Below are 23,223 nucleotides of genomic sequence, written 5' to 3' on the forward strand. Positions count from 1 at the left end.
TAATAAAAGTCAAACGTTTCTTATAAGGATTCCGCCAGATCATACCAATAATGGCACAGTGTCTCCATCCCTTTATAAAAGTTTTCTAAATGAAAATGTTCATTGGGTGCATGAAAGTTTTCACTGGCCAAGGCAAATCCAAGCAAAACAACCGGAATATTTAATGTTTCATTAAAATCGGCAACAATCGGAATTGAGCCACCACTTCTTGTGTAAGCCACTTTTGTCCCGTAAACTTTTTCACAAGCACGTCCGGCAGATTGGATAGCCGGGTGATCAAATGGTGTTAAGAAAGGTGAACCTTGGTCAAATGGAGTGATTTGAACGGTAACCCCTTTAGGTTTATGATTTTCAATATGTTTTACTAATAATTGAAAAATTTCTGCAGGATCTTGATTTGGAACGAGTCGGCAAGTAATTTTTGCAGTTGCCGTATTAGGTAATACCGTTTTAATGCCCTCACCTTGAAAGCCGCTATACATGCCGTTAATTTCCAAGGTTGGACGATAAGAAGTTCGTTCATAGAAGCTATAACCGGGTTCGCCAAACAGTTCCGGTACACCAAGTTCTTGACGAATTTTTTCATCATCAGAAGGGACTTGAGCAATTGCTTTCTTTTCTTCTTCAGTAATTTCCTCAACTTTATCGTAAAATCCCTCTACTAAAATTCGACCCTCACTGTCATGAAAAGAAGCGAGAATTTCAACAAGGGCATGGGCAGGATTTTGCACTCCGCCGCCGAAACTGCCGGAATGAAGATCACTATTAGCCCCTTTGACATCAATTTGCAAACCGGTTAAGCCCCGTAGACCATAACAAATCGACGGTTTACCTTTATCAAGCATATCCGTATCAGAAATGACCAACACATCCGCTTGCAGCATTTCTTTATGGCTTTGTAAGAAAATCGGTAAGTTTGGGCTGCCAATTTCTTCTTCACCTTCGAAAATGATTTTTACATTAACAGGAAGTTTTCCGTCCGTTTGAAGTAGCGCCTCAAGTGCTTTAATATGCATAAATACTTGTCCTTTATCATCGCTGGCACCACGGGCATATATTTTTCCGTCACGGACATCCGGATCAAATGGAGGTGTTTCCCATAAGTTTAACGGGTCAACCGGTTGGACATCATAATGGCCATAAATAAGCACTGTCGGTTTATTTTCGGCATAAAGCCAATCGCCATATACAACAGGGTGGCCTTTTGTCTTTAGCACTTGAACATGTTCGAGACCAATTCTTGTCAGTTCATCACGGAGCCATTCTGCTGCTTTAAGGACATCTCCTTTATGTTCAGATAAAGCACTGATGCTGGGGATCTTTAAAAATTCTTTTAATTGCTCCAAGTTTTCGCTTTGATTAGTATCTAAATATTGTTGGAATGATTGTGCCATTTAAAATTCCTCCATATGATTTTTGCTATTTTTGACAATTTTACTCCAAATTGGTGAGAATTTCCAGTCACTAAAAAAATGACATCAAGGCAAACCTGCCGTGACGCCTCATATTTTTATTATTTATCTTTTTTGTATAATTTTATTTCAAGTATATCATGTTCAAACCGTGTATCTATCTTGAGTTCATCAATCGACATGGGAAACGTAACCGTTCGTATTTTATAATTGTGGGAATGAGGATGATTTTTCTTGTGATCCTTTACTTTTATGGAAAGTTCTTGTCCGTTAACAGCAACATGGATATTTTCCTTTTGACAAGACGGTAAAAGTGCCTCAACAATAAATTCATTTTCAGTTTCGAATAGGTCAATACGAAATACTGTTTCATCCAAGTAAGTTGTAAGTGGATCAAGAAAAAACTGTTCAAACCAGTTTTCAATTAATTTGGAATCAAATGGGGCGTTTTCATCTTTCCCATTCATTTTAGGTCCCCCCAAATTTGAGCCATATGAAAATATATCGTATTACCTCTATTTTACGTATCACTTATTATTTAGTGACATAAAAAATTCGTTAAATTATTTGAATTTTATATATTTGATATTGAAGACTACAACAAATTACATCCCATGCCCCGGATTATTATTTTTTCTTGAATGATTTTGGTTTTTTACCTTTTTTGACCCACTTAACGGTTCGGGCTGTGTTCCATTACCATCACCTTTTCTGGCATTTTTCCGTACGTCTGAACCATCATTTTTATTCATTGTTTTCCCTCCTTACAATTTTAGGGGACCTTTGAGTATAGCATGTTCATAAAGAATGAAAGATAATCGAATAAAATTTTTCCTAATGAGCACGATAAAAAAGGGGTGATGTTATGCCTTACCATAAAAATAAACAACAGGCGTTTCAAGCGGCGGAGCAAGGAATGGAACAAGCTAGAGATATTTATCAACAACTTGATCCTTCTTCATCGGAATACGGGCATTATCTGCAACGTTTGAAGCAGGAAATTGATGAAACGGAACAACAACTTGAAAACGCACATGAAGTAGCTAGTGAAACGCAAAGAAAACAACTGGAAAATTACCAAGCAGAGATTGATACAATGAAACAAAATCTAGAATAAGCTTTTCGCGACTATTCCATTGGGATAGTCCTTTTTGAGTTTTTTTTCACATTTACTGTTGACAAGTCTTCTTAAAAGCAGTAAAATTTTCTTTGTCAACAGAACGGGGTATTAGCTCAGTTGGAAGAGCAGCTGACTCTTAATCAGCGGGTCGCAGGTTCGAGCCCTGCATGCCCCATCAAGGTAAAAAGCAATCAATTATTTGATTGCTTTTTTTTTACTTTATAAAAAATAATAGTAAATTGACTATAGGAAGGTTTTTGTCCTGCTCCAGCCACTTTGCAATTTTTTCTGGTTGGCAGCTAATTATCGTAACATAATAGTTTTCATTTTTACTGATGGTTATTTCAGTAAAATGATAAGAAAAAATTATGTATAACAATAATATAGTCATAATTTACTTATCTTATAAATTATATTAATATAGACTAAAAGGAAAGTTATATTGGACTTCGAATGTCTAACTTTTCTACTATTTGCTTTAAGGGGGGAGTTATTTTGTCAAACAAAGCACTATACGATGCAAAGAAATCCTTTCAACTAAACGGAAAACGATATCATTATTATCGTCTGAAATCAATTGAAGATGCAGGGGTAGCAAAAATTTCCCGTCTACCTTATTCGATCCGGGTATTACTTGAATCAGTCCTTCGACAAGTAGATGGACGTGTCATTACAAAGGAACACGTTGACCATTTGGCAAAATGGGGTTCTGATGAAGTGAAGGATGCCGAAGTACCGTTCAAACCTTCACGAGTAATCTTACAAGACTTTACCGGAGTTCCTGCTGTAGTTGATCTTGCTTCGCTCAGAAAGGCAATGGCAGATCTTGGTGGTGATCCAGATCAAATCAATCCGGAAATACCGGTTGATCTAGTTATTGACCATTCAGTACAAGTTGATAAGTACGGAACAAATGATGCATTGCGTTTAAATATGGAACTCGAATTTAAGCGTAATGCAGAACGTTATCAGTTCCTGAGCTGGGCACAAAAAGCATTTGATAATTACCGGGCTGTACCACCGGCCACAGGTATTGTTCACCAAGTGAATTTGGAATATTTGGCCAATGTTGTTCATGCTGTGGAAGAAGGCGATGGAGAATATATCGCATTCCCTGATACGTTAGTAGGTACTGATTCTCATACGACAATGATTAACGGTATTGGTGTACTTGGTTGGGGTGTCGGCGGTATTGAAGCGGAAGCAGGGATGCTCGGACAACCGTCTTATTTCCCTATCCCGGAAGTCATTGGTGTTAAATTGACAAATCAATTGCCAAACGGCGCAACAGCAACAGATTTAGCATTAAAAGTAACGCAAATTTTACGGCAAAAAGGGGTTGTTGGGAAGTTTGTCGAGTTCTTTGGACCGGGTGTATCAACATTGCCGCTTGCTGATCGGGCAACCATTGCCAATATGGCACCTGAATACGGGGCTACTTGCGGTTTCTTCCCGGTTGATGAAGAATCTTTGTCATACTTACGGCTCACCGGACGCAGTGAGGAACATATTGAATTAGTAAAAACTTATTTACAAAATAATGATCTATTCTTTACACCGGAAAATGAAGAACCGGTTTATACTGATGTTATTGAGCTTGATTTATCAACAATTGAAGCAAATCTTTCCGGGCCAAAACGTCCGCAAGATTTAATTCCATTGTCAAAAATGAAAGAAGCATTTCATACAGCAATTAGTGCACCTGCCGGTAACCAAGGCTTCGGCTTAAAACCTGAAGAATTAGATAAAGAAACAACAGTTACTTTCGCCGATGGGTCCAATGTAAAAATGAAAACCGGTGCTGTTGCCATCGCAGCAATTACAAGCTGTACAAATACATCGAACCCGTATGTTATGCTAGGTGCCGGACTTGTTGCGAAAAAAGCTGTTGAAAAAGGTTTACAGCCACCGAAATATGTTAAAACGTCTTTGGCACCAGGTTCAAAAGTTGTTACCGGTTATTTAAGAGATTCCGGCTTATTACCTTATTTAGAACAAATCGGTTTCAATCTTGTCGGTTATGGTTGTACAACATGTATTGGTAACTCTGGTCCGCTTTTACCTGAAATTGAAAAAGCTGTAAGTGATGCAGACCTTTTAGTTACATCCGTTTTATCCGGTAACCGTAACTTTGAAGGACGAATTCATCCACTAGTTAAGGCTAACTATTTAGCTTCACCGCCTCTTGTTGTTGCCTATGCTTTGGCCGGATCAGTGGATATCGATCTTCAAAACGATCCAATTGGTAAAGATAAAGACGGAAATGATGTTTTCTTGAAAGACATTTGGCCGACAACGGATGAAGTAAACGATTATGTAAAACGTACAGTTACACCGGAATTATTCCGCAAACAATATGAACATGTTTTCGATGATAATGAACGGTGGAATGCCATTGAAACGAGTGATGATCCGTTATACAATTGGGATTCAGATTCAACATATATTCAAAACCCGCCATTCTTTGAAAACTTGAAACCGGAACCTGATGAAGTAAAACCATTAACCGGTATGAGAGTAGTTGGTAAATTTGGCGATTCTGTCACAACTGACCATATTTCTCCGGCAGGATCAATCGGAATGAATACACCAGCCGGAAAATATTTAAGAGAAAAAGGTGTTGAACCACGTGATTTCAACTCTTATGGTTCTCGTCGCGGTAACCATGAAGTAATGATGCGCGGAACTTTTGCAAATATCAGGATCCGTAACCAAATTGCACCGGGAACAGAAGGCGGCTATACAACTTACTGGCCGACCGGTGAAGTTATGTCAATTTATGATGCTTGCATGAAATATAAAGAAAAAGGTGTTGGACTTGTTGTTCTTGCCGGTAATGATTACGGTATGGGCTCATCACGTGACTGGGCGGCGAAAGGTACGAATTTACTTGGAATTAAAACTGTTATTGCCCAAAGCTTTGAACGGATTCACCGCTCCAACCTTGTATTGATGGGTGTTTTACCATTACAATTTAAACAAGGTGAAAGTGCGGATACACTTGGTTTAACCGGAAATGAAATCATTGATGTTCATATTGATGAACATGTCAAACCACGTGATTATGTAAAAGTTACTGCGAAAAAAGAAAATGGCGATGTTATTGAATTTGAAGCGCTTGTTCGTTTCGACTCGGAAGTTGAAATTGATTACTATCGCCACGGTGGTATTTTGCAAATGGTATTACGTGAAAAACTACAGAAAAAAGCAGTTGCGAAAAACTAATTCATATTATCTTTAACCTGTCCTTTATAGAAGGGCAGGTTTTTTTAATTTTTTTTCTAAATCAACAAAAAAATGTCAAATTTTTGTCATAATTTAGCGAGCTTTTGTCAATAATATGTGATATTATGAATATAAAGGAGTGTGAGAAAATTGGGAAAAAGTAGAAATCGCTCATTTTCCGAACTTGTTAAACAAAATAAATCACAAATTTTAAAGGATCAGGAAATTATGGAAAAAATTGAAAGAAAAATTGAAGAAAAACAAATAAAAAAGGCAGAATAAATTTTGGAAAAAATGTAAGCGTCGACATTGCTTACATTTTTTTCTTTACATAACCGGTTGTATTAGATACAAGATAAATAAAGTGTAGGGTATCTCCACACGGATGGTTAGTTGAACCAATCGGACGCATGCGGGCAGCCCGTCCACATTTAACTTCTTTCTAAACTCGAAAATCTTGAGATGGGAGCTTATTGCCCGTTAAGGCGGGATAAAAGAGGAGGGATAAGATGAGTAATCCAAAAAGGAACGCTAAAGCATACCAACCGGACCATATCGGAATGCAGCCAAGGAAATACGGAGGAAACAAAGGGAAGAAAATGCAAGATCAATCCGGTCAGCATGCGCAAGTAATTCAAACAAAAGGGGAATAACGCCAAATTACTTATTCAATTTTATTGTATTCGTATAGTTTTCCGATAACTGTTAAAAATAAGATAGAACCTTTATTACATCAAGGAGGGCTAAATTGAATGAATCATACTCCGAAACCGGATGATCGGTCTGATAATGTAGAAAAACTGCAAAATATGGTACAAAATACAATTGAAAATATTCATGAGGCTGAACAATCTATGAAAACAGCTAGTGAGGAACAAGAACAACAAATTCGTAACAAAAATGAACGTCGTAGAGAAAGCATTGCAGCCATGCGGGATGAAATTAAAGATGAATACCATTCGCAACACGAGTAATTAGGTACTACAGGGAGGTCTTGACGATCTCCCGTTTTGTTTTCATTGTCTTAATTTGCGCTGGAAACCTTTTCAAAAGTATAATAAGTGAAAATAGCATTAGAAAGTGATTTATATTATGAATAAAATGAATAGCAGTAAAGCTGAGCAAATAAAGAAAACCTATAGTGAACAAGAAATGCTTGACTATCTCATTTCTAATTATGATCAACTGAAATCTGAACAACCTAAATATTTAGCTGATCTGATTGTGTCCTTTACAAATCAATTGTTAAATACAGGCATGAATCAACAATTTATTAAACGTTGGCTGGAGCATGCTTTGAAAATCGATCCGAAAAATAAACCGGCCCTTTCATCTTTAAGTACATATCGTTTGCAGGAAAAAAGGCAACTGACTAACTCACTTGTATTCCCGCCGCTAAGGGAATCTGATAATCGCTCCCAACGGCAATCGACATTATTAAAATACAGACAAGTATGTGAATCATTTTTATTGCTTGCCGATGAAGAATTACAGCAGCTCCAGCATGAACTTTTATTGTTTAAAGACAATGAACAAATGAAAAAAACGTATGATGATCTTATCGAGGTACTTGAAAAAATTATTGAAGAAATTGTTCAACTTCAAAAACGGTTAAATGACTTTGATGAATTATCCGGACGGACCTTTTATAACGTCAATCAAGTTGAACAAATCCAGGAAACCGTAACAACAATTACTGAATTGAAAAACAGGTGGATAAATTATTTTGTGGATCCAGCCGAGGACCAAGAAACAACAGCACTGCAACAGTTAAACGAAATGATCGGATTAACAGATGTAAAAAGAAGAATTGAAAACTTTTATCGTTACTTAAAATTTCAAAAGTCACGAAAAGAGTTCGGATTGCAAACGAAAGATGAACCAAGCCTAAATATGATTTTACTAGGAAATCCGGGTACCGGAAAGACAACGATTGCTCGTTTACTGGCAAAAATTTACCATGAATTGGGTGTTTTGCCAAGTGAAGAGGTGATTGAAACAAACCGATCCCAACTTGTCGGTTCATTCGTTGGCCAAACGGAAGAAAATGTACGAATGATTGTTGAAAAAGCACTGGGTGGTGTTTTATTTATCGATGAAGCATACAGCTTAAAACGGACCGGGCAATCCGGAAATGATTACGGTCAAACCGCAATCGATACGCTTGTTTCCTTAATGACAAGCAAGGAATATGGCGGAAAGTTTTCAGTTATTTTAGCAGGTTATCCCGAAGAAATGCGCCAATTTTTAGATGCGAATACGGGGTTGCGGAGTCGTTTTCCGCAATCAAATATAATTGAACTGCCCGATTACAGCTTGGAAGAATTGCTGGAAATTGGTCAAAAAATTGCCAGAAGCAATGATTTTCTTTTAACAACAAAGGCTAAAAAATCTTTAGCTTATTTAATTGAACAAGAACAAGTAGATCAAACGTTTGGAAATGCCAGGGCAGTACATAATTTAATTATGCAGGCAATTTTTCAAAAAGGGTTTCAAAAACAATCAACTCAACCGGAAATATTTTTTTACACTGTTCTTGATGAAAATGATTTCAAAAAACCAGCCAAAAATGAGCAAGATTCTTTATCGCCAATTGAAAAACTGAATAAACTCGTTGGATTAAAAGAAGTAAAAGATGCGGTGCAAACATATATTTCTTTTGTCAAAATGCAGACACTGAGAAAAGAACATAATTATCCTTCTGTACCGATTCAGCTTCACTCGGTTTTTACCGGGAATCCCGGTACAGGTAAAACAACGGTTGCCAAAATTTATGCAGAATTATTGAAGGAATGTGGCATGTTGAAACGTGGACATCTTGTTGTTGTAGGGAGGGCGGATTTAATAGCGGGCTATGTTGGCCAATCTGCTTTAAAAACAAAGAAGAAAATTCAAGAGGCACTTGGCGGTGTCCTTTTTATCGATGAAGCTTATTCTTTATTTCGAGAAAATAATCAAGATTACGGGAAAGAAGTTGTTGATACGATTGTTGATGAAATGACAAAACACGGGGAAAATCTTGTCATCATATTGGCCGGTTATCCAAATGAGATGGAGCAATTATTGGAAAGTAATCCCGGTTTAAAATCACGCTTTAAAAAGTTTTTCCATTTTGAAGATTACTCGGCAGAAGAATTAATTGCCATTATGAAGCTTTTTGCAAAAAGTTATGCTTACGAGCTGGACAAAGATGCTATTCAATTATTGCAACATGAATTATCGATAAAGAAACCAAAAGGGAATGGTCGTTTTGCTGAAAATTTGATTCATGAGGCAATTCAACAACAGTCACTACGGTTAATGAAAACAGACCATACTTTGGATTTAGCATGTGTTAATAGACTCACAAAAGAAGATATTAATGCTGCCTTTCAAATTTTACTAAAGGGAGAGTAAGTATGTATATTTCTACAATAAAAATACCAGTACGATATGCCGAAACAGACCAAATGGGCGTTGTTTACCATGCAAATTATTTAGTTTGGATGGAAATTGGCAGAACAGCTTTAATTGAAGAGTTGGGCTTTAAATATGCAGATCTTGAAAAAGATGGAATACTTGCACCAGTCCTTGATATCCAAGTTTCCTATAAAAAACCTTGCAAATACGGAGAAACGGTTCAAGTAAAAACTTGGATTGAAGATTACAATGGATTAAAAACAGTCTACGGTTATGAAATTTGGAAAGAATCAGGGGATTTAGCTGTAACGGCAACTTCTTCCCATGTTTGTGTAAAAAAAGATAGTTTCAGACCGGTATCCATCAGAAAAACCCATCCTGATTGGCATGCCGCCTATGAAAAAGCGAAAAGAAGACAATAGGGGGGATATGGATGGCTTTCGGTATTACCCGCCAGCATGTAAATGAATGGAAAAAAAGGATTGATCAAGGGGAAATTGCATTTTTAACGCATTATTGGTATGATGAGCGATTTCCTAAGGCCAAAACTGTTACAAAAGTTGGATGCAAAGATATAAATAAATTGATCCGGTGGGGAGAGCAATACGGTTTAAAAAAGGAATGGATTCATCATCGAAAAGAAGGATACTCCCATTTTGATCTGTTGGGAGATGTTGAAAAACAAATTTTGAAGCAAGAAGGGTTATGGGAATCTTCCCGATTTTTTAATAATTATTAGATTGTTAATGGCAAATCTTGGAGCTTCATAATGTTTAAATAAATGAATGGTTGCTGAAAACATTTGAAAATACCAGTTCATTTTTATTACAATGATTGGGAATGGGTTGATAACGAAAGGGGCAAGGGGATGAAGGTGAAATTAAACAATTTAACTATTATTCTTATTCTATTTTCTTTATTTTTAACGGCTTGTAATGCTTCAGCGAATAAAACAACAAATGAAGAAGAAATACCCGAATTAGTGGAAGTTGATTTACAAGTCCCGGAAAAAGCTGAAGTAGGGGAAAAGGTTTTAATCAAAGCACATGTTACCCAAGGCAATGAAGAGGTTGATGACGCAGATGAAGTCGTATTTGAAATTTGGAAAAACGGTAGTAAAGATGAAAGTCAAATGCTTGATTTCACAAAACAGGAGAAAGGAAATTATCAATTAGAAACAAACTTTGATTCATCCGGTGTTTACAATATTCAAGTTCATGTAACTGCAAGACGGATGCATGTGATGCCAAAACAACAAATCATCATCGGTGATGTTGATCCAAGTGAATTAACAACTACTGAAGAAACCGATCATCATGATCATCATTAAAATTATTGTGTAAAACCGAAATATAAATAGGAAAGACCAAGAATGCTTTTCACATTCTTGGTCTTTAACTTTGTAATCAATAAAATCCTTTTATTTTCTTTTCTTTTTCTTCTTTTTGTTAGGGGATTGATTTGGCTTTCTTTCTGCCCCTGATACTGCTTGGGTTGGCTGTGGTGTAACCGGGTATAATTTTCGTGTTAAATATGTTTGGCCAATTAAGAAGATACCACTAACCGTCCAGTAAACAGCCAAAGCTGATGCTGTTGATAGTGAGGCAATTAAAATCATCGCCGGAGACATGATGCCCATCATCTTCATCATTTGCTGTTGTTGTTGTGCCTGTTGTTCGTTTTGTCCAGGTGTAATATTTATCGGTGTTGTTGCCATGGAAACTTTAAATTGGAGAAAATAGGCAATACCTGCTAAGATCGCCATCCCCCAATCGGCTTCTCCCAGATTAAACCATAAAAACGAATGATCTGAAATCTCTGGAGATAGTCGGATGGCATAGTAGAGCCCGGTCCAAACTGGAATTTGCAATAAAATTGGAAGACAACCCATATTCAACGGATTGAAATTATGTTTTTGATATAACGCCATCATTTCTTGTTGAATTTTGACTTGTTCTTCCTTTGTTTTTGCAGCTTTTAACCGTGCTTGGATTGCTTCCATTTCCGGTTTCATAACTTCCATTTTCTCGCGCATTTCTTTTTGTTTCTTCGCTGTGTTTAAAGCAAATGGGAGAAGAACCGTCCTTAAGATAATGGTAATGACAATGATAGCAATTCCATAACTATTTCCAAAAAATTCTCCTAACGCCTTAATAGAAATAATAAATGGTCTGACGAGATAGTCATGAAATGCGGCACCTTCCGTTTCAGCTGCTGCACATCCGGACAATAAAATAACGGTCAGCAGTAACGAAATAGATAGAAAAAACGATTTTCTTTTTTTCAATATTATTCCTCCTCTTAGTTTCTCTAGTCTGTTTTTAGTATTGAAGGAAGAATAATCCGTCAGGTTCATCTGCACTACTACTTTCTTTCCTTCGAATGGTTTTTGGCAACCATAGTAAAAAAATATCCAATCGATTAATAGCCTGATTAGTTAGATTGGGATCCCCAATAACTAGAAATGTATCAATATTTTTTAATGGATATTGGGAAGTGTGAATTTGCGACCATTGTTTATAAATAAAAATTAATAAATACAGTAAGACAAATACATAAGATGAATAAATAAAAAGATCTTGATACGTTTCTGTCAACATTTCTATCATAGGTTAAACCCCTTATTTTTCATTTCCCTCATCATTCATTTTATTTTAAAACAGGATAATTAGAAAGTGTTTAGATACAATCATCCTCAACCATTGAAACGATTACCATTTTATATGAAGTCCATCCAAGAAGTCAAGATTACCTGTAATCTTGTAAAAAAAAATTTCTCTTCTAAAATAATGCCATATTTCATATCTATTAGTAAACAACGAAATTTAATAGGTGGTCTTAAAATGAAGCAAATATTAAAATTCCTCTTCTTTCTATTTTCTCTTATATCAGTAACAGCTACTGTTGTTACTAGTCAATCAAACTTATTCTTTTCAAGTTTTTTTTTACAGGAAATTCAAGATGATAAAACAGATTCAGAGATTTTTTTAAGAATGATAGCTTCAGAGAACCATTATTATTCGAAAATGTTAACAAATGAAGATCATTCTCTTTTTACAAATGCGATCAAAATTGCAACAAATATTAATATAAAAGATGTCCGAAGTTTGATATTTGATGAGGTACCGGGATTATTTGCCATGACATCCAATATTTTAGTAGCAGGAGAAGGTACCGATTTTACCAATTTACCCATTGAATCATCTCCACCGATTGAAGAAGTTTTAAAGGACCGTGAAATTGTTGAAGGAAGCTTGGATAATCTTGGTGGTGATGAAGCAATACCGCCTGTCAAAAAGCCAGAAAAAAATACTGTATTTATTTACCATTCTCATAGTAGAGAATCATTTCTTCCCCACTTGAAAGACGCTAGTAACGCTTCCGATGCACAGCATAAAGAAGTGAATATTACCATGGTCGGGGAACGATTAGGGAAAAAATTAATGGAAAAAGGCATTGGATCTGTCACTGATAAAACGGATATCCCGGAATTATTGGCTGCAAAAGGTTGGAAATACCCGAAATCATACGATGCATCTCGGGAAGTTGTCCAACAAGCATTAGCTCAAAATAATGATTTTACGTATTTAATTGATATTCATCGTGACAGTGCGAAACGGGAAACAACAACGACTGAAATCAATGGAAAAAAATACGCAAAACTATATTTTGTTGTTGGGAAGGCTCATCCGAATTTTGAACAAAACGAAAAAATTGCCCTTGAATTAAATCAAAAGCTGAAAGAAAAGTATCCGAGTTTGTCCAGGGGTGTATACAGCAAAGATAAAAATGAAGGTAACGGCGTATATAATCAGGATCTTTCACCAAATGCGATTTTAATCGAAGTTGGCGGACCGGAAAATACATTGGAAGAGATGTATAATACAATCGATGTATTGGCAGAAGTTTTTGCCGATTACTACTGGGAAAAAACGGATGCAGTAGAGGTAAATAATTAATAAAAAAGCACAAATAGAACCCGCTTAGCAACCGGAGTTAGACAAATCTGGAGGTTTGTAAAAAAGCCGGCTCTTGCTTTGGCCGGCTTTTTTACAACCATTTTACTTTCGGCTCGGTTTTGTCTTTGATCCGCTTGATATTAGCTCGGTGACGGTAAAAAATAAATCCGCTTAATAAGAATACGATAACAATTAACGGGATATCTCTTGTAAATAACGAATAAATAATGGCAACAACGCCTGCAACCATTGAAGATAAAGAAACATATTTTGATAAATACAATGTAATTATAAAGATAAGAATGAGAATGATAAAAAGCACCGGCTCATAATACAAAATTACACCGCCTGAGGTTGCTACCGCTTTTCCCCCTCGAAAATTAGCGAATATAGGATACATATGACCGAACGCAGCGACTGCACCGATAATTAAAGGGGAAATTGACCATTCTAACGATATTTGAAAGTAGGAAAATATATCAGCCAGTCCGGTCGCCAAAGTTCCTTTTAATATATCCGCTACCATAACAACAATTCCGGCTTTCACTCCCAGTGTACGAAAAGTGTTCGTTGCTCCCAAATTCCCGCTTCCATGTTCACGAATATCAGTATTATAAAAAACTTTCCCGATAATTAACCCTGAAGGAATCGAGCCAATCAAATATGCTAAAACAAATAAAATCACGGTGTTCATTATAAATTACCCCTTTAAAAAACCAAATGGATTCTTTTATGATTATACACAAAGAATAAAGCTTTTAATAGTCATTAAATTGATGTTCGGTCAGTTTTTTTTCCGGATTTTTTATACTTATCATGAAAAAAAGCCGACTTTTGTCGACTTTTTTCCTACTATTTCGGTAACCATGTTATAATGTTATATATTTCCATTTATTATTCGGGAGTTTGTCTATCCAATATACTGCTGAAAAATAAACAACCATCAGCAAAACCTTGTTTAAACACTTTTAAATCATATTCATCGCTCGTTTGAAAAATAACGTCTCTCATTTGCGCAGCTAAGTATTTTTTTTCTTCAGGAAGATAGTGTTCGATTTGATTTATGTATTCTTCCCATTTGTCACGGGATTTTGAGCATGCATTATTATGAAACTGCATGCGAATATACTCGATTCTTTCCAGTGCAATTTGGTTAAAATGATGATCGAAGGCAGGGGGGTGCATATGAATTCCACCTTTATTCACATATTGAATACATTTTAAATTATTATCTATATATAGAATAAAACATTACACACCATTTGTAAATAAGAAAATTATAAGTAATTTTTGATAATAGTAAGTATCACGTCTATACATAGAGAAATTGCCTTTCCATACATAGAAATGACAAATAGAAAACAGGGAAGACCATCGAAAAAATTGTTGGGAGTGGTAAATCGTGATAAATGATCAACAAATTGGCGAATTAATCAGGAAAATCCGGAAAGAAAAAGGATACACGACAAAACAATTAGCTGATAAACTAAATATTTCCCAACCGAAGTTATCCAGAATAGAAACAGGTGCACAACCGATCCCATTAACTTTGCTTTATCAATTTTGTGTTGCTTTACAAATTTCGTTAGCGGATTTTTGTTTTCTATTGGAAGATAATAATAATATTAATGAAATTATGAGCGTAAGGGAAAATTATTCCATTTACGATGATTTATCGAATTCCTCTTTAACAAAATTGTTAACTTCATTGAGTTTGGAAGAACGAAAGGCAATCATCCAATTTATTCAAGTATTTAAAAAGAGATAACCCCCAAATTGATAAAAGCAGTTTGGGGGTATTTTGAGAAATCAGTAATCCTACCTTAACGGCGAGTCAAGACCCCCACCTCAAGATTTTCGAATTTACAAAGAGATAGATGGGGAATGAAAGGTCCGATTGGTCCAATATACCATCAGTGGGGATGGAGAAAACCTCCACTGAAGGAGAATTACTTTCTATAAGATTTCCAAGTTTACTAAAAGAGCAAGAATAATTTGCAACAATAATTGAATATTTACTGCGAGATTTACGTCCGTTGTATTGACTTCTACACAGCGGGAATTTTCAACAACTGTCTTTTGAACATTAACTTGCTTAATACCGGTTGATGAAAATAAAGTTTGTTTGATTTCTTCAGCATCATCAGCCGAGGCAACAGTGATGTTAATAATAGCTGCGATAAACGCATTTAACGAAGCGACAAGAGAAATAGCTGCTTTTGTATCGGTTGTATTGACTTTTACTTCAGCTGAATCCCGAACGAGAATCAGTTCTTGAGATATTTGATATTCTCTTACAGTTTGAGTAGCTGATTGATCATCATCATTATGTGGTAAATAGCAGCTTAGCGGGTGTTCTGATGTCGGATCAAGCGCATTCCAGTCTGATCTTCTCTCTCTTGATTCTTCTAAATTCACTCGATATGTTTCCTGATTCAATTGAATTCCTCCTTTTTTTCATTTACTATAAAATATGCAGCGCCTTTTTTCGTGATAGGGACAACTATCGGAGGCTATTTGCCTTTTTTTTAGAATAAGAAAGGGTAAGAAATACAGGTGAAAACCTTTAAATTCTTTTTATTGTGACCAGCAAGCATCGCTAAACGGGCGTCCGGCGCTTTTCTAGTCATCCCTTTGATTTTCCGCTTGATTATCCATACTTGTTAAGAATTGATTGACTTCATTCTGTAATTGATAAAAAATATTTCTTAGACGCCGCTTTTCTTCCGGAGAGATACGATTGTCAGGTTGTACATTATGTTTTTCTAAAGTTTTTTTGACAAGGAAGTTGATAATTTCACTTTGAGAATTTTGTCCAGTTGTTGTTCTTTGATTTTGGAATTGTGTTTTATTTAGTTTTTTATCCCTTTGAGGATCCGGAGTATCTTCAAATCGTCTTGATCTTCTCATTAACAAGCCACCTTTCGCTTTTATTCATTACAATATGTAAGCAGTGGTGAATTTGAATAGACAACCGTTTATTTTTTGCTAATAGGAAAGTAAAAATTTTTCAATTTCTACTTTCCTAACGCATAAGTGTAACTATGGCTCTGCTCTTGCCTAAAGGCTAGGACGCCTGAGTTTTCTATAAAAAATATTCCTGCAAATTATTTTGCGTATCAGTAAACGGTTTTGATAGAATGAGGAGCTGAGATAAATGAAGTAATTTCTATGTGAGCCAGCAGGAATTTTCCGCTCGTGATAGAATATATAAGATGAAAAGGAGGTAGTCATGATGGTTGAAAATCCATCTTTAGAAGAATTAGGTGCCATTTTGAAAAAGGCAAAACGAATTGCTGTCGTTGGTTTAAGCAATAACCCGGAACGTACCTCATATCAGATTGCAAAAGCTATGCAAGAAGCAGGTTACGAAATCATACCTGTTAACCCGACGATTGATGAAGTTCTTGGCGTCAAAGCTGTTAAGTCGCTGAAAGAGATTAACGGTCATGTAGATATTGTGGACATTTTCCGGCGCAGTGAACACTTACCCGACTTGGCAAGAGAATTTATAGAAATTGATGCGGATGTATTTTGGGCCCAACAAGGGATTGTCAATGAGGAGGCCTATCATTTTTTAAAAGAACACGGTCGGACGGTTGTCATGGATTTATGCATTAAAGTCATTCATGCATTGACCCGTTGATAAGATTGCAAAGATAAAGGTCGGACTTGCCAATGTCCACCTTTTTATTATTTTGTATGCTATGATAGAGATTGCTTGTGTTTAGATGAGAGCTATTTAATCTGTTATAGACAAAATAGAAAAGAATTGTATATAATGAACTATATACAAACGAGTGTTCTATATGCTTAGATTTCACCTTACGGTGAGTCCACCCCCACCTCAAGATTCTGAGATTACAAAGAAAATAGATGGAGGATGAACTGCCCGCATCGTCCGATTAGTTTAACTAACCATAATGGGGGAAAACCCTCATTGATGAGAGTGTCACTTTATATTTTACATATGGATAACAGATTGTGAAAGGGGAATGGTTGTGGTAAAAAATCAACCAATGGAATACACTGATGATTCGATCCAGGTGCTCGAAGGACTAGAAGCGGTTCGAAAACGGCCTGGTATGTATATAGGAAGCACGGATAGCCGAGGTTTGCATCATCTCGTCTATGAAATAGTTGACAATGCAGTGGATGAAGTATTGGCTGGATTTGGTGACCATATTATTGTCAAAATTCACAAAGACAACAGTATCACCGTTATTGATAAAGGTCGGGGCATGCCGACCGGTATTCATAAAACCGGGAAACCAACACCTGAAGTTATTTTCACTGTCCTGCATGCAGGAGGAAAATTTGGTCAAGGCGGATACAAAACGAGTGGAGGGCTGCATGGAGTTGGTGCTTCCGTTGTCAATGCTTTATCTGAGCTGTTAATTGTCACTATCAAGCGGGATGGTGCTGTTTACCAACAACGTTTTGAAAATGGCGGCAAACCGGTAACAACCTTAGAAAAAGTCGGAAAAACAAAGGAAACCGGTACAGAAATTCACTTCAAACCTGATCCGACAATTTTTTCAAACACTGTATTTAACTATGAGACTCTGTCGGAGCGATTACAGGAATCAGCCTTTTTAATAAAGGGACTAAAAATCGAATTAATTGATGAACGAGACGGGAAATCCGATGTCTTTCAATACGAAAATGGACTGGAAGCATTTATTCATTATTTAAATGAGGATAAAGAACCCCTCCATCCGGTCGTTAGTTTTGAAGGCGAACAAAATGAGATTGAAGTCGATTTTGCGTTCCAATTTCATGATGGATATTCGGAAAACATGGTCTCATTTGTAAATAATGTCCGTACGAAAGACGGCGGAACCCATGAAATTGGTACAAGATCGGCCATGACGAGAGTATTTAATGAGTTTGCCCGGAAAATGAATTTATTAAAAGAAAAGGATAAAAATTTGGAAGGGTCCGATATTCGTGAAGGGTTATCAGCCATTATCTCGGTTCGTATCCCGGAAAATCTTTTACAATTTGAAGGACAAACAAAAGGAAAATTAGGGACAAGTGAAGCAAGATCTGCTGTTGAAACAATCATCACTGAACAACTGACTTATTATCTTCAAGAAAATATTGAGATTAGCACGATGCTTATTAAAAAGGCGATAAAATCTCAACATGCAAGAGAAGCGGCAAGAAAAGCCCGTGAAGAAGCCAGAAATGGAAAGAAACGAAAAAAATCCGAAGCTCTTCTTTCCGGGAAACTAACCCCTGCTCAATCCCGTAATCCGGATAAAAATGAATTGTATTTAGTTGAAGGGGACTCAGCAGGCGGTTCGGCAAAACAGGGGAGAGACCGCCGTTTTCAAGCTGTTCTGCCGTTAAGAGGAAAAGTCATCAATACGGAAAAAGCAAAACTTGCCGATATTATGAAAAATGAAGAAATCAATACCATTATACATACAATTGGAGCCGGTGTAGGGGCAGACTTTAATGTTGCGGATTCAAATTATGATAAGATTATTATTATGACCGATGCCGATACAGACGGGGCCCACATTCAAGTTTTGCTTTTAACATTTTTCTATCGATATATGCGTCCGTTAATTGAAGCAGGGAAAGTATATATTGCTCTGCCCCCTCTGTATAAAGTAAGTAAAGGAACGGGTAAAAAAGAAGTGATTAAGTATGCATGGACAGATGAAGAATTGCATGTTTTAACAAAAAAAATGGGAAAAGGATACATGATTCAACGATACAAAGGTTTAGGGGAAATGAATGCCGATCAATTATGGGAAACAACAATGAATCCGGAGACCAGAACTTTAATTCGCGTGAAAATTGATGATTTTACCCGTGCCGATCGCCGAATATCGACATTAATGGGCGATAAGGTTGAACCAAGGAGAAAATGGATTGAAACGCATGTTGATTTTGGCCTGGAAGAAGATGGAAGTTTATTAGAAAATCAAAATTTACAGTCGGTAAGTGAGGTGGATGATGATGGCAGATGCTGAACAACTTCTCGATTTACCTTTGGAAGAAGTAATTGGTGACCGATTTGGCCGTTACAGTAAATATATTATCCAAGACCGGGCATTACCCGATGCGAGAGATGGCTTAAAACCGGTACAACGCCGGATCCTTTACGCCATGCATAAGGAAGGAAATACCGCTGATAAAGCGTTTCGAAAATCGGCAAAAACGGTCGGGAATGTAATCGGTAATTATCACCCACACGGTGACTCTTCTGTCTATGAAGCAATGGTGCGTCTCAGTCAGGATTGGAAAATGCGTAATGTTCTTATCGAGATGCACGGGAACAATGGTAGTATTGATGGGGATCCGCCCGCTGCCATGCGATATACGGAGGCAAGGTTATCAAAAATTAGTGCTGAACTGCTTCGTGATATTGATAAACAAACGGTGGATTTTATTCCGAATTTTGATGATACCGAGGAGGAACCGGTCGTATTGCCTGCACGGTTTCCAAATCTTTTAACAAATGGATCAACGGGAATTTCGGCTGGGTATGCAACAGATATTCCTCCTCATAATTTAGGTGAGGTCATCGATGGAGCCATTTTCCGCATGCAAAATCCTTCCTGTACGATAGATGAACTTATGGACATCATTAAGGGACCTGATTTTCCAACAGGAGGAATCATCCAAGGAATTGAAGGAATTAAAAAGTCGTACGAAACCGGTAAAGGAAAAATTATTGTCAGAGGGAAAGCAGATATTGAAGCAATCCGTGGCGGTCGGGAACAGATCGTTATCACAGAAATTCCCTTTGAGGTGAATAAGGCTAATTTAGTGAAAAAAATTGATGAATTCCGCTTAGACCGTAAAGTTGAAGGGATTTCGGAAGTTCGTGATGAAACTGACCGGACCGGCTTACGTATTGTTATTGAATTAAAAAAAGAAGCGGATAGTACCGGGATATTGAATTACTTATACAAGAATACGGATTTGCAAATCACTTATAACTTCAACATGGTTGCCATTCACAATCGTCGCCCAAAATTGATGAGTCTGGCTGATTTACTTGATGCCTATATCGACCACCAAAAAGACGTTGTAACAAAACGCTCACAATATGATTTAAAAAAAGCAAAAGAGAGGCAGCATATTGTTGAAGGGTTAATAAGAGCATTGTCCATTTTGGATGAAGTTATTGCGACAATCCGTGCCTCAAAAGACAAGCGAGACGCAAAAGTTAATTTAATTAAACAATTCCAATTTACTGAACCGCAGTCTGAAGCGATTGTTTCATTACAACTGTACCGTTTAACAAATACAGATATTACCCAATTGCAGGAAGAGGCCGCTGAATTGGACAAAGTAATTTCAGAGCTAACTAAAATATTGGCTGATGAAAAGAAACTGCAAAGAGTGATTATCAATGAACTGAAAGAAATAAAGAAGAAATATGCCGAAGAAAGAAAATCACAAATTGAAGAAAAAATTGAAGAACTAAAAATCGGGTTAGAAGTCTTAATCAGCAGTGAAGATGTTGTTGTTACAGCAACAAAAGAGGGGTATTTAAAAAGAACCAGCCTCCGTTCGTATGCAGCTTCAAATGGCGAAGATTACGGGATGAAAGATACCGACAAATTAATTGCTTCATATGAAATGAATACAATGGATGTTCTATTAATTTTTACGAATAAAGGAAATTACTTATACTGTCCGATCCACTTATTACCGGATATACGATGGAAAGATGTCGGTCAGCATGTGTCCACAATTATTCCGATCGATCGGAGCGAACAAATTGTATCCGTAATCCCTGTAAAAGATTTTCACACTACGAATTACTTATTATTTTTTACAAAAAATGGCATGGTGAAAAAAACACAATTATCGCTGTATCAAGCTCAGCGATATACAAAACCACTAATTGCCATTCATTTAAAGGATGATGATGAATTATTATCGGTTCAATTATCAGATGGAACAAAAGAAATTTTCCTTTCTTCATATCTCGGATACGGACTTCGCTTTAATGAAGAAGAAGTGAATCCAATTGGTGTACGGGCTGCCGGGGTCAAGGGAATGAACCTAAAAGATGGTGATTTTGTTACCGGTGGAGCAATTATTGATGATCCGAAACATCAATCGATTGTAATTGCTACCCAACGTGGGGCAGTGAAAAGAATGGCAATAGATGAATTTGAGACTATGACCAGAGCAAAACGAGGACTGGTTATGGTCCGCGAATTAAAGGCACATCCCCATCGAATCGCAGGCTTTGTTCTTGCCCATGAGCAAGATACGGTCGTCATCACATCCGAGAAAAATATGACCGAGAAAATTTCCGTAAACGAATTACGGATGAATGATCGATATTCTAACGGTTCCTTCTTCATGGATGAATCAGAAAGCGGAAAAGTAATCGGGATTGGAAAATTACTTATGGAGCCGGTAAAGCTAACGATAAATGAGAATGAAGCTAGTTCAAAATAATAATACTCTGTATATAAGGCTGTCATTTAGGTTAATTACCTGGATGACAGTTTTTTTCTGTTTGACCGTAGCTCTCCGGGATTTTTGCACCTGTTAATCAGTTCACTAGCACATAAACGAACAATAAATCTGGTTAGCAAATTATCAGAAAAACCTACAATTTAGGCTGGCAAAAAAAATAAAAAAATTTATCATATTTATTGACATAATACATATTTACATGTTATATTTATTTATTTTGACAAATATACTTTATTATGTTACGGTTAATATATAATAAAAGTTGGAGGGATCATTTTGTTCAAAGTCGGAGAAAAAATTTTTTATCCAATGCATGGTGCCGGTGAAATTAAGGGGATTGAAGACAAAGAAGTCTTAGGCAGAATTCAACCTTATTATTTAATCATCATTCCCAGCAGCAATATGAATGTGATGGTACCTGTGACAAACGCAAAAAGATTGGGAATTCGTCCATTAACAGATCCAATCAGGTTAGATGAAATATTAATTACACTTAATGAACGTCACGTGGATAACGATATTCCATGGAAAGATCGATTTAAAGTTATTATGGAAAAAATAAAGAGTGGTAATATTCATGATACTGCGACGATATATAAATATTTGCTCGACCGTAGTAAAGAAAAAACGCTAAATACGAATGAAAAAGCTTTGCTGAGTAAAGTGCACAAATTTCTAATTAGCGAAATATGTATGATTCAAAATATTAATGAGAATGAAGCGGAGCATTTGCTTATTAGTTGATCCTCCTGTAATGAGTTCATCTTATTTAAATATCAAAAATAATACGTTTAAAAATTTGCAAGCATATATGTTGAAATGCTTGTTTTTCTTTTTTTAGTGCCATTTATCATAAATATGTAAATTTAGAATGGTAGAATGAAAAGGCAAAGTTTTAATTAACTATATTTATGTTATGTAAACAAAAAATGATGGTGTAACATTTTGAAGTGAAATTAAACATAAGTTAATGTAAACGAGATTTTACTTTTGGAACTCAGTAAATTTAAATCTCAGCATAAGCGGCAATATGAAATTTAATTTGGTGCTTAACCAATGGTAAATTTATATATGAATTGATTTGTTTAAAAAAATCTCCTTTAGAAATTTCCCTTTCGTCTCAATATCTTAAGATTACTTTTTAATTGAGACGTTCTTTCTTTTGTTCTTGTTTACTTCCCAGAACTTATATTATGTTCGGGGCGTTATTTTAATTGTAAAAAACATTTTACCTGCCTCCCCTATTTTTCAAAAAAAAGGATAGGTTTATTTTTCTATCCTGTATCGATAATTTTTTTCTTTAATATTATTGAAATCAATAAATTGAACGCTGTATTCAATGACATCATTAATATTAAGATGATGATCGTCAGCAAATTGTCTTACCGCAGCCAATAAATTTTTATCATAAGATGTTTTAAATTGAACACGATCTTTTGGCCGAGCTTTCTTATCAAAAGTAATAGTCCCGGATTGCAATAAATTTGATAGTCCATTTTCAAGCAAATAATTGACATGCGTATAGTGCTCTTCAGCCAATTGATACAGTTGGTTTAATATCGTTTTGCTTACATTTGTACGAAATTTTACTCTTGATGGATCGGTTTTCGGGACAATATGATCACCCACTTTTTTGAACATTAAAGCC

Annotated in this window: 25 protein-coding genes and 1 tRNA gene; 16 read left to right on the forward strand and 10 right to left on the reverse strand. The window is 36.2% G+C overall.

What is annotated here, in order from left to right; translation table 11 throughout:
- Nucleotides 1-20: 20 nt before the first annotated feature.
- From LIZ98_RS00380 to LIZ98_RS00390, 3 genes are all read right to left on the reverse strand, one after another.
- Complete coding sequence (locus tag LIZ98_RS00380; protein WP_227138632.1) at nucleotides 21-1,394, reverse strand: dipeptidase; 1,374 nt, start codon at nucleotides 1,392-1,394, stop codon at nucleotides 21-23.
- Nucleotides 1,395-1,513: 119 nt separating this feature from the next.
- On the reverse strand, nucleotides 1,514-1,879 hold the full coding sequence (locus LIZ98_RS00385) for an Hsp20/alpha crystallin family protein (protein WP_034770047.1): 366 nt from the start codon (nucleotides 1,877-1,879) through the stop codon (nucleotides 1,514-1,516).
- A gap of 138 nt (nucleotides 1,880-2,017) precedes the next feature.
- A complete protein-coding gene (locus LIZ98_RS00390) occupies nucleotides 2,018-2,164 on the reverse strand; it encodes a small acid-soluble spore protein P (RefSeq protein ID WP_072012675.1) in 147 nt (48 codons plus the stop codon).
- A 113-nt stretch (nucleotides 2,165-2,277) separates the two neighbouring features.
- On the opposite strand from LIZ98_RS00390, the gene LIZ98_RS00395 reads away from it, so the two are divergent.
- The 10 genes from LIZ98_RS00395 to LIZ98_RS00440 all read left to right on the forward strand — a co-directional run bounded on the left by LIZ98_RS00395 (nucleotide 2,278) and on the right by LIZ98_RS00440 (nucleotide 10,486).
- Nucleotides 2,278-2,529, forward strand: a complete 252-nt coding sequence (locus tag LIZ98_RS00395; protein ID WP_034770049.1) for a hypothetical protein — start codon at nucleotides 2,278-2,280, stop codon at nucleotides 2,527-2,529.
- A 105-nt stretch (nucleotides 2,530-2,634) separates the two neighbouring features.
- Nucleotides 2,635-2,707: transfer RNA gene (locus tag LIZ98_RS00400), tRNA-Lys, on the forward strand.
- Between the two features lie 320 nt (nucleotides 2,708-3,027).
- Entirely contained in the window at nucleotides 3,028-5,757 is a 2,730-nt protein-coding gene (gene acnA, locus LIZ98_RS00405; RefSeq protein WP_255601870.1) for an aconitate hydratase AcnA, read from the forward strand.
- Nucleotides 5,758-5,907: 150 nt separating this feature from the next.
- Nucleotides 5,908-6,039, forward strand: a complete 132-nt coding sequence (locus tag LIZ98_RS00410; protein ID WP_043988134.1) for an FbpB family small basic protein — start codon at nucleotides 5,908-5,910, stop codon at nucleotides 6,037-6,039.
- Between the two features lie 227 nt (nucleotides 6,040-6,266).
- Nucleotides 6,267-6,410, forward strand: a complete 144-nt coding sequence (locus tag LIZ98_RS00415; RefSeq protein ID WP_041845130.1) for an acid-soluble spore protein N — start codon at nucleotides 6,267-6,269, stop codon at nucleotides 6,408-6,410.
- A gap of 99 nt (nucleotides 6,411-6,509) precedes the next feature.
- Nucleotides 6,510-6,731 (forward strand): small acid-soluble spore protein Tlp, encoded by a 222-nt coding sequence (gene tlp / locus LIZ98_RS00420; RefSeq protein ID WP_041901932.1) that lies wholly within the window; start codon nucleotides 6,510-6,512, stop codon nucleotides 6,729-6,731.
- A gap of 118 nt (nucleotides 6,732-6,849) precedes the next feature.
- Entirely contained in the window at nucleotides 6,850-9,153 is a 2,304-nt protein-coding gene (locus LIZ98_RS00425; RefSeq protein ID WP_227138629.1) for an AAA family ATPase, read from the forward strand.
- Between the two features lie 2 nt (nucleotides 9,154-9,155).
- Complete coding sequence (locus LIZ98_RS00430; protein WP_034770060.1) at nucleotides 9,156-9,578, forward strand: acyl-CoA thioesterase; 423 nt, start codon at nucleotides 9,156-9,158, stop codon at nucleotides 9,576-9,578.
- Between the two features lie 11 nt (nucleotides 9,579-9,589).
- Nucleotides 9,590-9,895 (forward strand): hypothetical protein, encoded by a 306-nt coding sequence (locus LIZ98_RS00435; RefSeq protein WP_041901930.1) that lies wholly within the window; start codon nucleotides 9,590-9,592, stop codon nucleotides 9,893-9,895.
- Nucleotides 9,896-10,024: 129 nt separating this feature from the next.
- Nucleotides 10,025-10,486: a FixH family protein gene (locus tag LIZ98_RS00440; RefSeq protein ID WP_227202899.1), complete on the forward strand. Its 462-nt coding sequence runs from the start codon at nucleotides 10,025-10,027 to the stop codon at nucleotides 10,484-10,486.
- Between the two features lie 90 nt (nucleotides 10,487-10,576).
- On the opposite strand, the gene yidC is transcribed toward LIZ98_RS00440, so the two are convergent.
- Together yidC and LIZ98_RS00450 are read right to left on the reverse strand one after the other, a co-directional pair.
- The gene (gene yidC, locus LIZ98_RS00445) at nucleotides 10,577-11,443 is read right to left on the reverse strand and encodes a membrane protein insertase YidC (RefSeq protein ID WP_082025862.1); all 867 of its coding nucleotides are present in this window, start codon (nucleotides 11,441-11,443) and stop codon (nucleotides 10,577-10,579) included.
- Nucleotides 11,444-11,477: 34 nt separating this feature from the next.
- On the reverse strand, nucleotides 11,478-11,765 hold the full coding sequence (locus LIZ98_RS00450; RefSeq protein ID WP_034770069.1) for a hypothetical protein: 288 nt from the start codon (nucleotides 11,763-11,765) through the stop codon (nucleotides 11,478-11,480).
- Between the two features lie 234 nt (nucleotides 11,766-11,999).
- Between LIZ98_RS00450 and spoIIP the strand changes: the two genes are divergently transcribed.
- On the forward strand, nucleotides 12,000-13,115 hold the full coding sequence (spoIIP, locus tag LIZ98_RS00455) for a stage II sporulation protein P (RefSeq protein ID WP_227138626.1): 1,116 nt from the start codon (nucleotides 12,000-12,002) through the stop codon (nucleotides 13,113-13,115).
- A gap of 91 nt (nucleotides 13,116-13,206) precedes the next feature.
- On the opposite strand, the gene plsY is transcribed toward spoIIP, so the two are convergent.
- Together plsY and LIZ98_RS00465 are read right to left on the reverse strand one after the other, a co-directional pair.
- Nucleotides 13,207-13,809: a glycerol-3-phosphate 1-O-acyltransferase PlsY gene (gene plsY / locus LIZ98_RS00460; protein WP_034770073.1), complete on the reverse strand. Its 603-nt coding sequence runs from the start codon at nucleotides 13,807-13,809 to the stop codon at nucleotides 13,207-13,209.
- A gap of 200 nt (nucleotides 13,810-14,009) precedes the next feature.
- Nucleotides 14,010-14,300: a hypothetical protein gene (locus LIZ98_RS00465; RefSeq protein ID WP_041901927.1), complete on the reverse strand. Its 291-nt coding sequence runs from the start codon at nucleotides 14,298-14,300 to the stop codon at nucleotides 14,010-14,012.
- A 217-nt stretch (nucleotides 14,301-14,517) separates the two neighbouring features.
- Here LIZ98_RS00465 and LIZ98_RS00470 point away from each other — a divergent pair, with 217 nt between their 5' ends.
- On the forward strand, nucleotides 14,518-14,883 hold the full coding sequence (locus LIZ98_RS00470; protein WP_052480288.1) for a helix-turn-helix domain-containing protein: 366 nt from the start codon (nucleotides 14,518-14,520) through the stop codon (nucleotides 14,881-14,883).
- 188 nt (nucleotides 14,884-15,071) lie between these two features.
- On the opposite strand, the gene LIZ98_RS00475 is transcribed toward LIZ98_RS00470, so the two are convergent.
- Together LIZ98_RS00475 and LIZ98_RS00480 are read right to left on the reverse strand one after the other, a co-directional pair.
- The gene (locus tag LIZ98_RS00475) at nucleotides 15,072-15,554 is read right to left on the reverse strand and encodes a spore coat protein (protein ID WP_227138625.1); all 483 of its coding nucleotides are present in this window, start codon (nucleotides 15,552-15,554) and stop codon (nucleotides 15,072-15,074) included.
- A 183-nt stretch (nucleotides 15,555-15,737) separates the two neighbouring features.
- Nucleotides 15,738-16,025 carry a hypothetical protein gene (locus LIZ98_RS00480; RefSeq protein ID WP_041901926.1) on the reverse strand — a complete coding sequence of 96 codons (288 nt, stop codon included), beginning with the start codon at nucleotides 16,023-16,025 and terminating at the stop codon, nucleotides 15,738-15,740.
- Between the two features lie 322 nt (nucleotides 16,026-16,347).
- Between LIZ98_RS00480 and LIZ98_RS00485 the strand changes: the two genes are divergently transcribed.
- From LIZ98_RS00485 to LIZ98_RS00500, 4 genes are all read left to right on the forward strand, one after another.
- Complete coding sequence (locus LIZ98_RS00485) at nucleotides 16,348-16,761, forward strand: CoA-binding protein (protein WP_034770077.1); 414 nt, start codon at nucleotides 16,348-16,350, stop codon at nucleotides 16,759-16,761.
- A gap of 349 nt (nucleotides 16,762-17,110) precedes the next feature.
- Nucleotides 17,111-19,102, forward strand: coding sequence for a DNA topoisomerase IV subunit B (gene parE / locus LIZ98_RS00490; RefSeq protein WP_227138623.1), 1,992 nt, complete (start codon nucleotides 17,111-17,113; stop codon nucleotides 19,100-19,102).
- On the forward strand, nucleotides 19,089-21,554 hold the full coding sequence (gene parC / locus LIZ98_RS00495; protein ID WP_227138622.1) for a DNA topoisomerase IV subunit A: 2,466 nt from the start codon (nucleotides 19,089-19,091) through the stop codon (nucleotides 21,552-21,554). Before parE ends, parC begins: the two co-directional genes overlap by 14 nt.
- Before the next feature lie 297 nt (nucleotides 21,555-21,851).
- Nucleotides 21,852-22,319 carry a CarD family transcriptional regulator gene (locus tag LIZ98_RS00500; protein ID WP_108898028.1) on the forward strand — a complete coding sequence of 156 codons (468 nt, stop codon included), beginning with the start codon at nucleotides 21,852-21,854 and terminating at the stop codon, nucleotides 22,317-22,319.
- Nucleotides 22,320-22,841: 522 nt separating this feature from the next.
- Here the strand turns inward: LIZ98_RS00500 and LIZ98_RS00505 are convergent.
- Nucleotides 22,842-23,216: a hypothetical protein gene (locus LIZ98_RS00505; protein ID WP_034770090.1), complete on the reverse strand. Its 375-nt coding sequence runs from the start codon at nucleotides 23,214-23,216 to the stop codon at nucleotides 22,842-22,844.
- Between the last annotated feature and the right edge of the window lie 7 nt (nucleotides 23,217-23,223).

It is taken from the genome of Caldibacillus sp. 210928-DFI.2.18 (genome assembly GCF_020554505.1).
In the GTDB taxonomy this organism is placed as follows: Bacteria; Bacillota; Bacilli; order Bacillales; family Caldibacillaceae; genus Caldifermentibacillus; species Caldifermentibacillus hisashii.

What these genes read in the sequence shown, in the direction of transcription:
- tlp (WP_041901932.1), top strand. Translation starts at nt 6,510, where the DNA reads ATGAATCATACTCCGAAACCGGATGATCGGTCTGATAATGTAGAAAAA.
- LIZ98_RS00435 (WP_041901930.1), top strand. Translation starts at nt 9,590, where the DNA reads ATGGCTTTCGGTATTACCCGCCAGCATGTAAATGAATGGAAAAAAAGG.
- parE (WP_227138623.1), top strand. Translation starts at nt 17,111, where the DNA reads ATGGTTGTGGTAAAAAATCAACCAATGGAATACACTGATGATTCGATC.
- LIZ98_RS00505 (WP_034770090.1), bottom strand. Translation starts at nt 23,216, where the DNA reads ATGTTCAAAAAAGTGGGTGATCATATTGTCCCGAAAACCGATCCATCA.
- LIZ98_RS00480 (WP_041901926.1), bottom strand. Translation starts at nt 16,025, where the DNA reads ATGAGAAGATCAAGACGATTTGAAGATACTCCGGATCCTCAAAGGGAT.
- LIZ98_RS00430 (WP_034770060.1), top strand. Translation starts at nt 9,156, where the DNA reads ATGTATATTTCTACAATAAAAATACCAGTACGATATGCCGAAACAGAC.
- LIZ98_RS00465 (WP_041901927.1), bottom strand. Translation starts at nt 14,300, where the DNA reads ATGCACCCCCCTGCCTTCGATCATCATTTTAACCAAATTGCACTGGAA.
- LIZ98_RS00385 (WP_034770047.1), bottom strand. Translation starts at nt 1,879, where the DNA reads ATGAATGGGAAAGATGAAAACGCCCCATTTGATTCCAAATTAATTGAA.
- LIZ98_RS00380 (WP_227138632.1), bottom strand. Translation starts at nt 1,394, where the DNA reads ATGGCACAATCATTCCAACAATATTTAGATACTAATCAAAGCGAAAAC.
- LIZ98_RS00390 (WP_072012675.1), bottom strand. Translation starts at nt 2,164, where the DNA reads ATGAATAAAAATGATGGTTCAGACGTACGGAAAAATGCCAGAAAAGGT.
- LIZ98_RS00415 (WP_041845130.1), top strand. Translation starts at nt 6,267, where the DNA reads ATGAGTAATCCAAAAAGGAACGCTAAAGCATACCAACCGGACCATATC.
- plsY (WP_034770073.1), bottom strand. Translation starts at nt 13,809, where the DNA reads ATGAACACCGTGATTTTATTTGTTTTAGCATATTTGATTGGCTCGATT.
- parC (WP_227138622.1), top strand. Translation starts at nt 19,089, where the DNA reads ATGGCAGATGCTGAACAACTTCTCGATTTACCTTTGGAAGAAGTAATT.
- LIZ98_RS00440 (WP_227202899.1), top strand. Translation starts at nt 10,025, where the DNA reads ATGAAGGTGAAATTAAACAATTTAACTATTATTCTTATTCTATTTTCT.
- LIZ98_RS00450 (WP_034770069.1), bottom strand. Translation starts at nt 11,765, where the DNA reads ATGATAGAAATGTTGACAGAAACGTATCAAGATCTTTTTATTTATTCA.
- LIZ98_RS00425 (WP_227138629.1), top strand. Translation starts at nt 6,850, where the DNA reads ATGAATAAAATGAATAGCAGTAAAGCTGAGCAAATAAAGAAAACCTAT.
- spoIIP (WP_227138626.1), top strand. Translation starts at nt 12,000, where the DNA reads ATGAAGCAAATATTAAAATTCCTCTTCTTTCTATTTTCTCTTATATCA.
- LIZ98_RS00395 (WP_034770049.1), top strand. Translation starts at nt 2,278, where the DNA reads ATGCCTTACCATAAAAATAAACAACAGGCGTTTCAAGCGGCGGAGCAA.
- LIZ98_RS00485 (WP_034770077.1), top strand. Translation starts at nt 16,348, where the DNA reads ATGATGGTTGAAAATCCATCTTTAGAAGAATTAGGTGCCATTTTGAAA.